The sequence below is a fragment of the Synechococcus sp. SYN20 genome (assembly GCF_014279555.1).
Lineage (GTDB): Bacteria > Cyanobacteriota > Cyanobacteriia > PCC-6307 > Cyanobiaceae > Synechococcus_C.
Map to the genome: position 1 here is coordinate 126,759 of NZ_CP047959.1, position 13,274 is coordinate 140,032.

General features: G+C 59.4%; 13 protein-coding genes. 6 read left to right on the top strand and 7 right to left on the bottom strand.

Features of this window, described 5'->3' with window-relative positions; all coding sequences use genetic code 11:
- Positions 1-94: 94 nt before the first annotated feature.
- The gene (locus SynSYN20_RS00615) at positions 95-1,975 is read right to left on the bottom strand and encodes an alkyl/aryl-sulfatase (protein WP_255476308.1); all 1,881 of its coding nucleotides are present in this window, start codon (positions 1,973-1,975) and stop codon (positions 95-97) included.
- 410 nt (positions 1,976-2,385) lie between these two features.
- Positions 2,386-2,580 (bottom strand): hypothetical protein, encoded by a 195-nt coding sequence (locus tag SynSYN20_RS00620; RefSeq protein WP_186524312.1) that lies wholly within the window; start codon positions 2,578-2,580, stop codon positions 2,386-2,388.
- A gap of 26 nt (positions 2,581-2,606) precedes the next feature.
- Here SynSYN20_RS00620 and SynSYN20_RS00625 point away from each other — a divergent pair, with 26 nt between their 5' ends.
- Positions 2,607-3,047 carry a cupin domain-containing protein gene (locus SynSYN20_RS00625; protein ID WP_186524313.1) on the top strand — a complete coding sequence of 147 codons (441 nt, stop codon included), beginning with the start codon at positions 2,607-2,609 and terminating at the stop codon, positions 3,045-3,047.
- Between the two features lie 185 nt (positions 3,048-3,232).
- Here the strand turns inward: SynSYN20_RS00625 and SynSYN20_RS00630 are convergent, their stop codons facing one another.
- Together SynSYN20_RS00630 and SynSYN20_RS00635 are read right to left on the bottom strand one after the other, a co-directional pair.
- Entirely contained in the window at positions 3,233-4,198 is a 966-nt protein-coding gene (locus SynSYN20_RS00630; RefSeq protein ID WP_186524314.1) for a substrate-binding domain-containing protein, read from the bottom strand.
- 4 nt (positions 4,199-4,202) lie between these two features.
- Positions 4,203-5,963, bottom strand: a complete 1,761-nt coding sequence (locus SynSYN20_RS00635) for a dihydroxyacetone kinase family protein (protein ID WP_186524315.1) — start codon at positions 5,961-5,963, stop codon at positions 4,203-4,205.
- A gap of 79 nt (positions 5,964-6,042) precedes the next feature.
- On the opposite strand from SynSYN20_RS00635, the gene mutT reads away from it, so the two are divergent.
- From mutT to SynSYN20_RS00650, 3 genes are read left to right on the top strand one after another with little or no spacing between them, the layout of a single operon-like run.
- Positions 6,043-7,194 (top strand): 8-oxo-dGTP diphosphatase MutT, encoded by a 1,152-nt coding sequence (mutT, locus tag SynSYN20_RS00640; protein WP_186524316.1) that lies wholly within the window; start codon positions 6,043-6,045, stop codon positions 7,192-7,194.
- Positions 7,195-7,254: 60 nt separating this feature from the next.
- Positions 7,255-8,247, top strand: a complete 993-nt coding sequence (locus SynSYN20_RS00645) for a carbohydrate kinase (protein WP_186524317.1) — start codon at positions 7,255-7,257, stop codon at positions 8,245-8,247.
- Positions 8,244-8,786 carry a peptide deformylase gene (locus SynSYN20_RS00650; RefSeq protein ID WP_186524318.1) on the top strand — a complete coding sequence of 181 codons (543 nt, stop codon included), beginning with the start codon at positions 8,244-8,246 and terminating at the stop codon, positions 8,784-8,786. The genes SynSYN20_RS00645 and SynSYN20_RS00650 overlap by 4 nt, the downstream gene beginning before the upstream one ends.
- Here SynSYN20_RS00650 and SynSYN20_RS00655 read toward each other — a convergent pair.
- Together SynSYN20_RS00655 and SynSYN20_RS00660 are read right to left on the bottom strand one after the other, a co-directional pair.
- A complete protein-coding gene (locus SynSYN20_RS00655) occupies positions 8,748-9,476 on the bottom strand; it encodes a carbohydrate kinase family protein (protein WP_186525350.1) in 729 nt (242 codons plus the stop codon). The two genes, SynSYN20_RS00650 and SynSYN20_RS00655, sit on opposite strands and share 39 nt — an antisense overlap.
- A 179-nt stretch (positions 9,477-9,655) precedes the next feature.
- Positions 9,656-11,011: a glutamine synthetase family protein gene (locus SynSYN20_RS00660; RefSeq protein ID WP_186524319.1), complete on the bottom strand. Its 1,356-nt coding sequence runs from the start codon at positions 11,009-11,011 to the stop codon at positions 9,656-9,658.
- 44 nt (positions 11,012-11,055) lie between these two features.
- Here SynSYN20_RS00660 and SynSYN20_RS00665 point away from each other — a divergent pair, with 44 nt between their 5' ends.
- Together SynSYN20_RS00665 and SynSYN20_RS00670 are read left to right on the top strand one after the other, a co-directional pair.
- Complete coding sequence (locus SynSYN20_RS00665; RefSeq protein ID WP_186524320.1) at positions 11,056-11,325, top strand: hypothetical protein; 270 nt, start codon at positions 11,056-11,058, stop codon at positions 11,323-11,325.
- Positions 11,322-12,779 carry a sodium:solute symporter family protein gene (locus tag SynSYN20_RS00670; RefSeq protein ID WP_186524321.1) on the top strand — a complete coding sequence of 486 codons (1,458 nt, stop codon included), beginning with the start codon at positions 11,322-11,324 and terminating at the stop codon, positions 12,777-12,779. The genes SynSYN20_RS00665 and SynSYN20_RS00670 overlap by 4 nt, the downstream gene beginning before the upstream one ends.
- On the opposite strand, the gene tsaE is transcribed toward SynSYN20_RS00670, so the two are convergent.
- A complete protein-coding gene (tsaE, locus tag SynSYN20_RS00675) occupies positions 12,742-13,266 on the bottom strand; it encodes a tRNA (adenosine(37)-N6)-threonylcarbamoyltransferase complex ATPase subunit type 1 TsaE (RefSeq protein WP_186524322.1) in 525 nt (174 codons plus the stop codon). The genes SynSYN20_RS00670 and tsaE overlap by 38 nt on opposite strands.
- Positions 13,267-13,274: the final 8 nt, after the last annotated feature.

Below are 13,274 nucleotides of genomic sequence, written 5' to 3' on the forward strand. Positions count from 1 at the left end.
AGAAGGATGGGATGTTCACTCCGCTACTGAGTTGGTCTGGTCCCTGTGATCACCTGAATCCACTCCACTCCACTCCATGCGCTGAGTTGAGGCTTCAGCCACCAGCCGTATCGGCTGGCTCTACTTGACGCAGCGGTTGTGCCGGGTTGGCATTGACTCCCTGATTGCTGCCGGCAGGTGTTGTGCCAGGAAGAATTTCGAAGTCTGGTGTGAACTGCACAAGCATGGAGCGCAAGTTATCTGCCACAGCCCGGCTGCCATCAAGCTGCATGACGCCTTCCTGAACAAGTTGATCAAAGTCGGCGCTGCCGGTCATCAGGCGCTCGAGTTGGTCCCGCTCGACAGTGATCGTCAAATCAGGGGCATTCCCGCTGTATCCCTGGATGCTTGTGAGGGCGTCATTGCTGAGCTCAACGGCGAACCGCTCCCCGTTGTCCGGAGTGTTCAGATTGATGCGGAAGGCCTTTCCCGCGGTTTGATCCGGATCCAGGCGAATTCCTAGGAAATCAAGCCATAACTGGGTGGACATGGCTTTGATCATGTCTGGACCAGAGGTTTTGGGACTGGAACCCGAGGGGATGCCGGAGCGAAGCTCCAATGCCGCCGCAAGAAAGCTGTTGCGCACGCTTGGACTTTCTTTTTGGTAGCCGATCTGTTCGAAGGCATCAGCGAGCAGATCCTTGGCTGTGTTGTTGTTGGGCTGGGCGTAGACCAGCTTGTCGAGAATTTCAGTCGCCAGAAGGTACTGCCCCGCCTTGAGCAGGGCCTTTGCTTTGTCGAGAATCGGTGCTGCACCTCCCATCATTTCCACGTAAAGCGGGGCTGAATCAGACGGCGAAAGCGGCGTCAGTGTTGTGGGGTTGGCGTCCCAATACCCCAAATAGCGGTTGATCACGGCACGGCTATTGTGTTCTTCAGAGCCGTGATAGCTGTGAGCTGCCCACTGCTGTTTCAGGCTCTCAGGAAGGGTGTAAACATTGTGGATCTCATTAATCGTCACGCCTTTGTTGGCGTGATGAAGCACGTTGTTGTTGAGATGGGCGTAAGCATCACGCTGGGCCCGCATCACTTCCTGAATGCGTGCATTGCCCCAACGTGGCCAGCTATGGGAGGCAAACATCACATCGGCCTTACTGCCATAGCGAAACAGAGCCTCATTGATTTTTTTGCTCCACTCCAGTGGGTCGCGGATCAGAGCTCCTCGCAGGGTATAGATGTTGTGGATGGTCCCGGTGATGTTCTCTGCCGCCCAGAACGTTTTGAACTGTGGGAACCAGGTGTTCATTTCCGCTGGGGCTTCGGTGCCAGGAGTGTTCTGAAACTCCATCTCAATCCCGTCAATGGTGATCTGTTCGATCGGCTTGCTGATGATGCGGGAAGGTGGAATTAAACCAGTGGTTCCAGCAGCGGTGTTCTTGCCAATGGATTGATCCACATGTCCGAAGGGGCTACGAGACAACAAAACGCCATATTGATAAAAGAGACGGCGGTTCATCGCATTGCCGGCGTAGACGTTTTCGCTGACGGCGTGATCCATGAATCCCACCGGAGCAATCACCGGCACCTTGCCGCTACGCACATCTGCTTCGTCGACAACACCGCGGATACCGCCGAAGTGATCGGCATGGGAATGGGAGATCACGACAGCAGTGACAGGTCGTTCGCCTAACTGATCATTGATGAAGTCGAGAGCAGCGCGGGCGGTTTCCTTGGCCGTAAGCGGGTCGAAGACGATCCAGCCTCGATCCCCCTTAATGAATGAGATATTTGCTAGGTCGTAGCCCCGCACTTGATAGATGCGATCCGGTACAACTTCATACAGGCCATAGGCCATGTTGAGTACGGCTTGCCGTTGCAGGGAGGGGTGAATGCTTTCGAAGTCTTCTCCGTTGAGCAGCCATTCGTAGCTCTCCATATCCCACACAACCGTTCCGTCCTCTTTAAGGATTTGTTTGTAGGGGGGTACTGCAATCAATCCTTTTTTTGCTTCGTCGAAATCACGGGTGTCATCAAAAGGAAGAGCACCTTTGTTCTTCAGCCAGAGTTCGACGGTTGCCGCACTAGGTCCCTTGCCCTTTGGATGAAAATGCTGTCCGTGGGCGGTACCTGGATCGGAACGAACAGCTCCTCCGCCAGCGGCTAGCGCCGAAGCGGGAAGGCTCAGGAGCGGGATGAGTGCACTCGCTCAAGCAATCAGAAAGTTGGTTGTTAAAGCCATGATTGCGAGCAAGTCTGAATGGTACGTAGACCTTCTCTAGGGGACTCAGTTCACGTTTGCTGCTGCAATGTCATCGTTTGATGGGTGAGTTAAGTGAAAGCGTTTCAAACGATCGCAAGGTCCAAGCTCTAGAGCTCAGTCGCTCGTTGTTGGCCTGATGCGAGCAGTCAGGCAGTACAGCTGAGCATCTCCAAGGCGGCTTCTTTAGGCCTGTCTGCTTCCTTGCCGGGCCTTCGGAGCCCGGGTGGGTGCTCAGCCTCTCGCCCAGCGGCTCTCCGCAGTGCTTGGGCAGTGCCTGCCAGAGTGACCAGTGAACGACCGACCCATCGAACGCCGTTGCTAAGCCTGTCTGGCGCGATCATGCTGGGACTCCGCGACGTTCAGCAATATGGCCATGGCACGCATAGTGGAGTCGGGCGCTAGGCCTGCACCGAAGCGCATCGCCGGTTTTGACATCCGTATTCTGCTGAGCGGTGACGACGCCCAGGCCTTCGAGGTGTTTCTCACTTCGGGAAAGGACGGCACCGGACCGGCACCCCATTCCCATCCCTGGGATGAGACCTTCTATGTGCTGCGCGGGCCTGTCGTGTTCGGCGTGGGCGAGCGGAAGCAGGCGGTTGAGGCCGGGACTCTGCTGCATGTGCCCGGTGGAGAACGGCACTGGTATCGCTTCGGTGTGGAGGAGGGGGAATTCCTCTCGTTCACCTCCGGGAAGGACGCTGCCGCCATGTACTGCGATCTGGCAGGTTTGCCCTCTGATGCACCGAAGACGGATTATCCGGCCGTGGCGCTCCGGCATGGCCAGGAGGCACGACCTGCCGCGAGTTGAGGATGAGGTCTGATCCCCCGTCCGTTTTGAATTGCATAAGCGGCTGCTGGCCTGGTGGGGGCTGAACGGCCGCCATGACATTCCCTGGAAGCTGTGCCCCACGGTGTGCTCGTGGCAGAGCTGATGAGAGCAGCCAGACAACACTGCCCCCCTACCGAACAACGGATCATGAGATCGGCACGATCTCAGGGGTTTGTGCCCCCTTTGTGGACACGGATGCCGGTGTCGATTCGTTCGATTGTTGGTGCATCCAGGTGATGTTGCCAGAGGTTCACCACGGCCCAATAGCCCTGAGCATGAGGTTTGGTTGCGACTGTTGAATCCACCAGACCGCTTTGAATCTGCTCTAGCTGTTCGGGCAGATCATCAAGGGCCACCACCTTCACATCACCGGTTCGGTTCAGGTTCTGGATGGCGCGGCCGACACCGATGCCGCCGCCGGCATCGGCGACGACCCAGCCGCGCAGCTGGGGATGACGTTCCATGGTTGCCAGCGCTTGTTGTTCGGCAATTGTGATGCTGTCTTGGTCGATCGGTGTTGCCACGACTGTGATGCCGGGATGGCGTGCGAAGACCTGCTGATGGCAGCGCACCCGAATCGCATGGTTAGGAGCTGTGGTCACCCCCTGCATGATCGCGACTTCGCCCTGACCATTCAGGAGCTGCACCAAGCGTTCAGAAGCGATGCGTGCTTGTTGGCAGAAATCGTTGCCGATGCTGGTGAGTGGTAGATCAGACGGCGGCTCGGAGTCAAAGACATTCACCGCAATGCCTTGCTGCTGTGCCTTCTGCAACAAGGGGCGAAGGGCGGTGGCATCCAGCAGGTCAATGGTGATGCCGGTGGGACGTGAGCGGATAGCCGCCTCCAGGATGTTGGCCTGCTCTCCGGCATCAGCTTTGGAGGGTGGTCGGTAGTCGATCGAGGCTTTGCCTCCGGTCTGGGCCTCGATCATCACGGCGGCGGCACGAGCTCCCTTGCGGACCTTGTCGAACCAGGGGTGATGAGTTTTTGGGATCACCACAAAGCGCTGAGGCGCCAGGGTTGGTTTGGCTAGCGCTGGACTCGCTATGGCGGCTTGGACCAACAGGCCCAACAGCACGGGCAGTGTCTGCAGAGGCCGTTGCCTGGATGGGTGTGTGTGAGTGGTCATGGTGTCAGTCCTCTTGGGGTTGGCGGGCTTGAAGAGCGGCCTGTAGGCAGTAGGCCAGCGATATGGCACCAGCATCTGGATGCCCCAGGCTGCGCTCACCGTGGGGCCGGGCTCGTCCTCGCTTGGGCCAAAGATCAGCGGTTGCCTGGGCGGCCTTGAGGCAGACAGCTGCTGCATCGTTCAGTGCTGCTTCCAGGCCAAGACCCTGTTTGAGGTTGTTGTGCAGACGTTGGTGAAATGGTTCGAGAGCATCAAGCATGGTTTTGTCCCCCAAGGAGGCCTGCCCAAGGGTGCGGACTGCCAGCAGTGCCGCTTCGAGCGCTGTTGTCACCTGCTCGTCTACGGGACGATCCGAGATCCGCGCCAGGCTCTGACCGGCCGCCAGCAGTGCACCACCCCAGAGGGCGCCGGACGTCCCGCCGCCATGGTCCGACCAAGCTTCGCCGGCTTCCATCAACACTTCACCGGTTTCGCAGTTCTTGGCCAGGGCGGCATGGGCTGCTGCGGAGGCTCCCCGGATCCCGCGCACCATGCCGAGGCCGTGGTCACCATCTCCGGCGACGGCATCCAGTGCACCGAGTTCCTCCTCCCGTTGACAGAGGGCCTCTTCAACCGCTCTGAAGCGTGCCAACAACATTCGTTGCGGCGCTGTTAATTCGGCTGATTCGGCGGCGCTGGACTCGGCTTGTGGAGCTTTTGCGGAAGGCTGTCTGCCCACTGTGCTCGTGCCGGCGCCCGGAAGGGTCGTTGCGATCTGGGCATCCAACCCACGTCGGTAAGCGGGGCTGTCGGCTGGGGCGCTCCAGAACGGTTCCAGCTCCGCATCCAGCCAAAACAGGCTGAGTGAGACTCCTGCCATGTCGAGGCTGGTGACCAGCTCACCGCATTCGCAATCGGCCACCGTGACGCCGGCTTGCTTGAGGCTGTCGCTGATCGATGCGAACAGCACGAACAGTTCCTCATATTTGAAGCCCCCGAGGCCGTTGAGCAGCACCACCACACGCTGTTCCGCTGCCGTTACGTCCAATGGGCGTTCCTCCAGGAGCCGCTCCACCAGCAGCGAGGCCAGGCTGTCGGCATCACAGAGCGATCCCTCGCTCAGCCCCGGTTCCCCGTGCAGTCCCATGCCGATTGCCATCCGGCCACTTGGCACGGTGAAGAGCGGAGTACTCGCTCCCGGAAGTGTGCAACCGCTAAAAGCCACGCCCAGCGTGCGGGTGTGGGCATTGGCTTTTCGGGCCAGATGCTCCACCGCATCCAGGGTCAACCCGGCCTCGGCGGCCGCACCAGCCACCTTGTAAACGGCTAACCCTCCGGCGATGCCTCGACGCTGTTCCATTTGATCGCTGCCGGCGCTGGCAATGTCATCGGTCACCGTCACGATCCGTACGTCGATGCCCTGGCGTCGCAGTCGCTCGGCTCCGAGGCTGAAATGGAGGACATCGCCGGCGTAATTGCCGAAGGTCATTAACAGGCCGCCGCCCTGCTCCACGGCGGCGCCAACCCGCTGCACCTGCCCGGCCGAGGGTGAAGCAAAGATGTTGCCGCAGACGGCCGCGCTGGCCATCCCAGCTCCCACTAGCCCAGCAAAGGCTGGATAGTGGCCTGAACCTCCGCCCACGACTATGCCGACCTGGCCCGGGGCCATGGGGCTGAGGCGGATCACGCCACCGTCAACACGCTTTACATGTCGGGGATGGGAGGCGGCGAAACCATCGACGGCTTGCTCTGCGAACCGAGCAGGGTCTGTTGGTAGATAGCTCATATCCAACTTTATGCAGCGTTGAGAATCCTGGTCAGCTCGTTTTCAGCTGTTGTGATGTCTGATTCTGAGGCCGCTGCTGATGCCCCTTGAGATTGCCGTGCCCTCAACTCAGGCGCTTCTGTCCTGGTGGGAAACCGAGGGCCGTCGCGACCCAGTCCAGAAGCCCTGGATGTTCAAGGCCGATGGCCTCTGGCCAGATCCTGATGATCTGCTCGACCCCTACGGCGTTCTGGTTGCCGAAGTGATGCTGCAACAGACCCAGTTGCAGGTGGCGTTGCCTTACTGGCAGCGCTGGATGGAGGCTTTTCCCACTCTTGAGCTGTTGGCTGAGGCGCGCCAACAGGATGTGTTGCTGTTGTGGCAGGGGCTTGGTTACTACTCGCGAGCCCGTCGTCTTCTAGCGGGTGCAAAGCCATTGCTTGGTCAGATTGCTCCTACCTCAAGCACGAGGCTCTCGGCTTGGCCGAAGGATCTTGACTGCTGGATGGGCCTCCCTGGGATTGGCCGCACCACTGCGGGGGGCATCCTCTCGTCTGCCTTCAACAGCCCGCTGGCGATTCTTGATGGCAATGTGCGCCGGGTCTTGGCGCGGCTTGAAGCTCATCCCAAACCTCCGGCGCGTGACCAAGCCTTGTGTTGGCAATGGAGTGAGGCTTTTGTTGCGGCTGCACCCGGCCGTGCTCGTGATCTCAATCAGGCCCTGATGGACCTCGGTGCCACCGTCTGCACTCCCCGTTCACCCAATTGCGAGTGCTGTCCTTGGCAGATGCATTGCGCTGCTTACGCTGCTGGCGATGTGGAGCGCTACCCCGTGAAAGACACCCCTCGAGCTGTTCCCTTTCAAGTGATTGGTGTCGGTGTTGTGCTGAACGAAGCCGGTGAAGTGCTGATTGATCAACGCCTAAATGAAGGGTTGTTGGGCGGGCTATGGGAATTTCCTGGCGGGAAGCAGGAGCCAGGCGAGTCGATCGTTCAGACCATCGCCAGGGAATTGCGGGAGGAATTGGCCATTGACGTGTCTGTGGGAGAGGAGCTGATCAGCCTTGACCATGCCTACAGCCATAAAAAGCTGCGGTTTGTGGTGCATCTCTGCCAGTGGCGACAGGGTGAACCCCAGCCACTTGCGAGCCAGCAGGTGTGCTGGGTGCGTCCGGAGTCTTTGGCTGACTATCCCTTCCCTGCTGCCAATGCTCGAATCATTGCTGCGTTGTTAGAGCATTTTTCCAAGTAAGGGACGTTGGTTGGCATCATGCTTTGCCGTAGCCAGCCTTAAGGCATCCGACTTGCTGTCATGGCCGATCTGTCTGCGTTGGCTGCTCGCGTGTTGTGCCTGGGTGAGGCCTTGGTGGATCGGCTTGGCCCGCTTGGCGGGGATCCTGCTACTGCTGCGCCCGATTCTTGTGATGATCGCTTGGGTGGTGCACCCGCCAACGTGGCCTGTGCTCTTGCTCGGCTTGGCACACCCGTTGGCCTCGTTGGTCGACTTGGTGAAGATGCCATTGGTGCTGCATTCCTTGAGCTTTTCGAGCGTCGGGGTGTAGATGTGCGGGGCCTGCAATCAGATGCAAGCCGTCCGAGTCGGGTGGTGTTGGTTCGCCGCCATGCCAATGGGGAACGCGTGTTTCAGGGATTTGCCGGAGATCACATCCTGGGTTTCGCGGATCAACTGCTGGCTCGTGGCTGTTTGGAAGCGGTCTGGCCGGGCTTGGCCGAGCAGGCTCGCTGGTTATTGGTCGGCACGATTCCCTTGGCATCGATGGCTTCTGCCGACGCGTTGCAGTGGGTGTTGGCTCAGGCCAAGGCTGCTGGTCTTGCCTTGGCTGTGGATGTGAATTGGCGTCCCACCTTCTGGGATCCCGAGGCAGACCCAGCGGCGGGTCCTACCGCTAATGCATTGGCGCTGATCAAGCCGGTGTTGGAGCAGGCCTTCCTGATCAAATTGGCCCGGGAGGAGGCGTTGTGGTTTTTCGGCAGTGATGATCCTGCTGCTATCGCTGCGGCGTTGCCACAGCAGCCCGACGTCGTGGTGACCGATGGAGCCGCGCCCGTTCGCTGGTTCATCGCCAAGGAAGCCGGGAGTATGCCGGTGTTCCCTCCCGCTCAGGTGATCGACACCACAGGGGCAGGGGATGCCTTCACCGCCGGTCTGTTGCATTGTTGGGATCGCCCTGTCACGGAGCGGTTGCGCTTTGCTTCAGCATGCGGAGCCCTGGTCTGTGGCGGTGCTGGAGCGATCGACCCACAGCCGCGAGAGCAGGACGTTCTCGCTTTCCTCAAACAATGACAGTACGGGCGTTGCTACGGATGGGGGATCCTCTGCTGCGCCAGGTGGCCCAGCCGGTCATGGATTGCCAAGCCCCGCACTTAGTCGAGTTGGTCGCGGATCTCCAGGACACGATGGCAGCGCATTCCGGTGCCGGTTTGGGAGCACCACAGATTGGTGTTTCCCTGCGCGTGGTGATCTTCGGTGGGGGAGGCCCCAATCTCCGCTATCCCGATGCTCCACCGCTGCCGTTCACAGTGCTGATCAATCCCGAGCTGACGCCTCTGGGTGAAGAGCGCGCCCTGGGGTGGGAAGGTTGCCTCAGTGTTCCGGGTCTGCGTGGCGAGGTGAAACGCTGGAACCGGCTGCGCTACCGCGGCTGGACGCCGGAAGGGGTCTGGCTGGATCGGACTACGGATGGCTTCCATGCCCGTGTGGTGCAGCATGAATGTGATCATCTGGATGGGGTGCTTTTCCCTGATCGCCTTGATACTCCTCAGGCCTTCGGCTTTATTTCTGAATTAGAGCAAGCGGGTCGAATTCCCATCGTGCCCTACTGATGAGGTGCTGCGCACGCAGCTTGCTCCCATGGCGCTGCCCCAGCGCACGCAGCCTCTTAGGTCCTCCCCGTTGAGATGGCCAGCAATGAAGCCCGCATCAAAGGCGTCCCCGGCACCCGTCCCACCACGAAAGGCGGTGGGATAGGCATCACTACGAATGCGCAGCCCATCGCTCATTGCATAAGTCCCATGAGCTCCATCAGTAATCACTACCGTCCGAGCCTCCGCATCGCAAAACATTTGAGCCTGATCCCAGGGGTTGCTTTGTGCTGTGAGGAGAGCCGCTTCATCACGATTAGGGAGCACCACGTCGGTGAAGGGCAAGACTCGTCGCACCCGTTCCATGGCAGCAGGGTCTTGGACTTCGATCACGTCCAGCGTTACCAGAGCACCGTTGGCGCGGGCTTTCCGAAGGCGCTCCAGGGTTTGATCGCTTTCGAGGGCGTCTAGCAAGAGAAAGCCGCCGATATGAACGATGGCTGCGGATTCGATCATCTCCTCAGGAATGCTGCTGCTTTTGAAAAGCCGGTTGGCTCCCACCACTGAGATCAAGCCTCGATCATTCCCCTCCACATTGAGCACAGCCGATGTTGCTGTCGTGTCCTGGGAGCAGCGGCTTCCCCCAGTGGTTTGAACTCCAGCTTCCTCAAAGGTTTGTAGAAGAAAGTCACCAGATGGATCATCTCCAATGCATCCCCCTTAGCACACATCCACTCCCAACCTGGCTAGGGCGTATGCGGTGTTTGCAGCACACCCCCCAAGCAGAGTTCTATGTGGGATGTCTCTACGGTTTGGCCGGGATTAGGCAGGGCAGGCACTGGGTCGCAGACCAGATCAGCGCAGAGAAGACCAAGGCATAAACAATCCAACTACACCAGCCCCCCCACAATTGGCCACCAGCAACTATCACGCACTTGTTGCTCCGCTGACTTGGTTTCCGCGTTGCGGATTTCAGCGGCAATGCTGTCTAAGAGCGATCCGTGCAACAGCGGACCCATGGCTTCAAGAAGGGCAGCGTCCCTCTCCAGTGCCATTCGTGCCTCAACAAGACTGGCTGGAAGCCTTGGGATGGAGTGGTCCGTTACTAGTGCAGGATCGCCGATCTGCTCTGGAGGAAGGATGCGTTTATTTCTCATGGCATCCATCACCTGGGCCTGTAGTGCACCGAGTAGAAGGTAGGGATTTGCAGTGGGATCCACGGCCTTGATCTCCAGATGGGCCGCACTTTGATCTGTTGCGGTGGGAATGAACCGAACGGCGGCCTCACGGTTCTCCATTCCCCAGACCTGGAAGGGCGCAGACCAGCTGCTGGGCACGAGGCGTAGATAGGACACGGGCGAGGGGCTGGCCAGCGCTACCAGCCCAGGTAACTGTTCGAGCACCCCTGCGATCAGAGCTTCACCTTCAGGACGAAGCCCATAGGGGCCGGAACCGTCTTGTAGCAAGGGGCCTTGAGAATCTCGGACGCTGAAGTGCAGGTGGCCGCCATTCCCAACCCAATCGAGCCTGGGTTTGGCACTAAAACTGCTGTACCAGCCGAAGCGGCGCGTCACACGCTGAATCACTAATCGGGCACGAATCAGCTGGTCCGCCGCTTGAAGGGGGGCTTGGGCTGCGAAGGAGAGCTCAAACTGGGAGGGGCCATATTCGGGATGGAACTGGAGCCAGTCCACATCGGCTGCATCCAGCGCCTCGAGCAGTGCCGAGGCGTAATCGAGGCCTTCGATCAAGCGGTCCGCGCCATAGGGCCCACCAGCGATCACCGCCTTTGGGGAGCCGTCGTTGTCTGGGGTGATGACGACCCATTCCAGTTCAAATCCGGCTGTGAGGGAAAGCCCTTCTCGATGCAACGTTTCTCCCATGCGGCGGCAGAAGTGGCGCTGATCTGCCTCGTAGGCATCACCGCTGTTGCGGTTCCATCGTTCGCCGGCGGCCCAGGCCCAGCCCTGATCAGGGTCCAGCATCGCCAGGGAGGATGGATCAGCTTTGAGGCGCAGATCTCCATCCGGCCTGGTTAGACGATGCGCCGGATCGATGATTCCGTCCGAGCGAAAGGCGTCTGAGATTGGCGAGAAGCCGACGCCGACATCGATGGCGAGCTGCCAACGGCGTAATGGCACAACCTTCACAAGCGACTCGCCCGCGTGGTTGTCCCAGGTGATGGCGATTTGACGCATACCTCTGGCACCTAACGCTTCGAGAGACAGGTCATGCTCCGTGCTCATGGTTTGGTGTGCACTGTTTCAAGCATGACGCCTGCTGGGTTCTGATGCTGCGCTCCTGTTGCCTTGGTGTGGGGGCTTGGGCTGAAACAGTGATTGATCAGAATCAACCTTCAGAAGGAGTGCATTTGATGGTTTTCAGGCCCAGCCGCTGGCCCTGGTTGGCCGTTCTTGCGGCGGTTGTTTTGGCCTTATTGGTGCATGGTCAGGCTGAATCGGCCTTGCCGTTTTGGGCTGGTCTGCCTGTTTGGGTGTTGGTGTTCATCGGCCTGCAGGCGGTACTCACCTTTGCCGCTGCTTGGATCGCCGGCCCATGACCACCACTCTGATTTCAGCGTTCCTCGCTCTCGTTGTTTACCTGCTGGCGTTGCTCTGGCTCGGGACTCAGAGTCTCGGGGGCCAAACCAACAGCGCCGACTCCTATTTCCTGGCCGATCGGCGGCTGCGTGCCGGCGTGCTGTTCTTCACGCTGATCGCGACCAACTTCAGCGCCTTCTTTTTTCTTGGTTTTGCTGGTGCGGGCTATCGCATCGGGATTGCCTATTACCCAATGATGGCGTTTGGAACAGGGTTGGCTGCCCTTAGTTTCGGCAGCCTGGGCTGCCGGGTCCGCAGGCTCAGTGCTGACCATGGCCTCATCACTCCGTCTGAATTGATCGGCCATCTCTTGCCAGGGGAGGGACTGCGCCTGTTGGTGCTTGCGGTGATGGTGCTGTTCACCCTTCCTTATTTGGCCCTGCAACCTCTTGGTGCCGGTTATTTGCTCGAGAGCCTCACGGGAGGAGCGGTTCCTTTTGAGGTTGGAGCTGTCCTGCTCACCGTTGTGATTGTGCTGTACGTGGTGGGCGGCGGCATGCGAGCTGTGGCGCGAACCGACGTGCTTCAGGGGATCCTGATGTTTTCTCTGATGCTGATGGCCTTTGTGGCGGTCGCCAAAGGTGTCGGTGGCGTCGAGATGGCCAATCGCACGCTTTTTGTCCAACGTCCTGAGCTGTTCAGTGCGGCAGGACTGGGCAATTTTTTTACGCCGCGAATGCTGGCCAGCTATCTGCTGCTTTGGCCGTTGTGCCTGCCGATGTTTCCGCAGATGCTGATGCGTTTTTTTGCTGCAGGGGATGACCGCTCGTTGAAGCAGTCGATGGTGCTTTACCCAGTCGTAGCGGGAGTGCTGTTCATTTGTCCTGTGATGATCGGGATGTGGGGGCATCTGGCCTTCCCTGATCTGCTGGGTCGCGCGTCCGATCAGATCATGCCGTTGATGTTGGGGCGCTACAGCCCGGAATGGTTAACGGGAATCGTGATGGTGGGGGCCTTGGCTGCCTTTATGTCCACCCTGGATTCCCAGTTGTTGGCGCTGTCGTCGATGCTCACTCGCGACTTTTATAAAAGGTATTGGCGACCGCAGGCTTCTTTGGCGGAGCAAGTGCGTGTTGGGCAGCTCGTGGTGATCGCTCTTGCAGTCGCTGGTCTTGCCATCGCCCTGCGTCCGCCGGAGGCCATTCTGTCGCTTGCAACCCATGCGTTTTCGGGTCTCGCACTGCTGTTTCCGATGCTGGTGGGGGCGGTCTATGGCCTGCGCTGGTCCGTTGTTGGCGCCATGTTGTCGGTGATCGCAGGGGAAGCCGTTCTGCTGGGTTTTGCTACTGGCGTGATTCCGCAGGCTTTTCAGGGGGGCTGTCTGCCTTTGATCCCTGCACTCGTTGTGGCCTGCACGGTTTTGGGAGTGGATCAGCTCATCGCTCGCTGGTCGTCGTCAGGTTTGCGGGCCTAACGTTTGGCGGCTGAAGCGAGACGGTTCGTCCGCTGGCAGCTGCGTAGTTGAGATCCAAGAGCCAGGCATCTGGAAGAGACAGGCTGAGCCGCTCCGGCCACTCCACTACGAGCAAAGCCCCCATGGCGTTTGCCTCTTCCTCCTCTTGAAGGAAAAGGTCATCAGCTGCGATGGCTTGCTCGAGCCGGTACAGGTCGAGATGGATGAGAGGGGGGGTTCCTTCCGGGTAGTGCTGAGCGAGCGCGAAGGTTGGGCTGGTGATCGGTTCTTGGATTCCTAGGGCGCCAGCTAGCCCTTGGACGAGAGAGGTTTTGCCTGCACCGAGCGGTCCTCTCAACAGCAGGATGTCGTGCGCTTTGAGGCGCGCTGCCAACATCCGGCCAAGCTCTTTTGTGGCCTCGAGATCGTCAAGGATCCTTGTCTCATCTGTAGATTGGCTGGTAAGGGAGCCCGAAGCCTCGGCGTCTCCGAAGTATTTATCGTTCACATCCTCCT

What these genes read in the sequence shown, in the direction of transcription:
- SynSYN20_RS00635 (WP_186524315.1), bottom strand. Translation starts at nt 5,963, where the DNA reads ATGAGCTATCTACCAACAGACCCTGCTCGGTTCGCAGAGCAAGCCGTC.
- SynSYN20_RS00620 (WP_186524312.1), bottom strand. Translation starts at nt 2,580, where the DNA reads ATGATCGCGCCAGACAGGCTTAGCAACGGCGTTCGATGGGTCGGTCGT.
- SynSYN20_RS00645 (WP_186524317.1), top strand. Translation starts at nt 7,255, where the DNA reads ATGGCCGATCTGTCTGCGTTGGCTGCTCGCGTGTTGTGCCTGGGTGAG.
- SynSYN20_RS00625 (WP_186524313.1), top strand. Translation starts at nt 2,607, where the DNA reads ATGGCCATGGCACGCATAGTGGAGTCGGGCGCTAGGCCTGCACCGAAG.
- SynSYN20_RS00670 (WP_186524321.1), top strand. Translation starts at nt 11,322, where the DNA reads ATGACCACCACTCTGATTTCAGCGTTCCTCGCTCTCGTTGTTTACCTG.
- SynSYN20_RS00630 (WP_186524314.1), bottom strand. Translation starts at nt 4,198, where the DNA reads ATGACCACTCACACACACCCATCCAGGCAACGGCCTCTGCAGACACTG.
- SynSYN20_RS00660 (WP_186524319.1), bottom strand. Translation starts at nt 11,011, where the DNA reads ATGAGCACGGAGCATGACCTGTCTCTCGAAGCGTTAGGTGCCAGAGGT.
- SynSYN20_RS00650 (WP_186524318.1), top strand. Translation starts at nt 8,244, where the DNA reads ATGACAGTACGGGCGTTGCTACGGATGGGGGATCCTCTGCTGCGCCAG.
- SynSYN20_RS00665 (WP_186524320.1), top strand. Translation starts at nt 11,056, where the DNA reads ATGCTGCGCTCCTGTTGCCTTGGTGTGGGGGCTTGGGCTGAAACAGTG.
- mutT (WP_186524316.1), top strand. Translation starts at nt 6,043, where the DNA reads ATGCCCCTTGAGATTGCCGTGCCCTCAACTCAGGCGCTTCTGTCCTGG.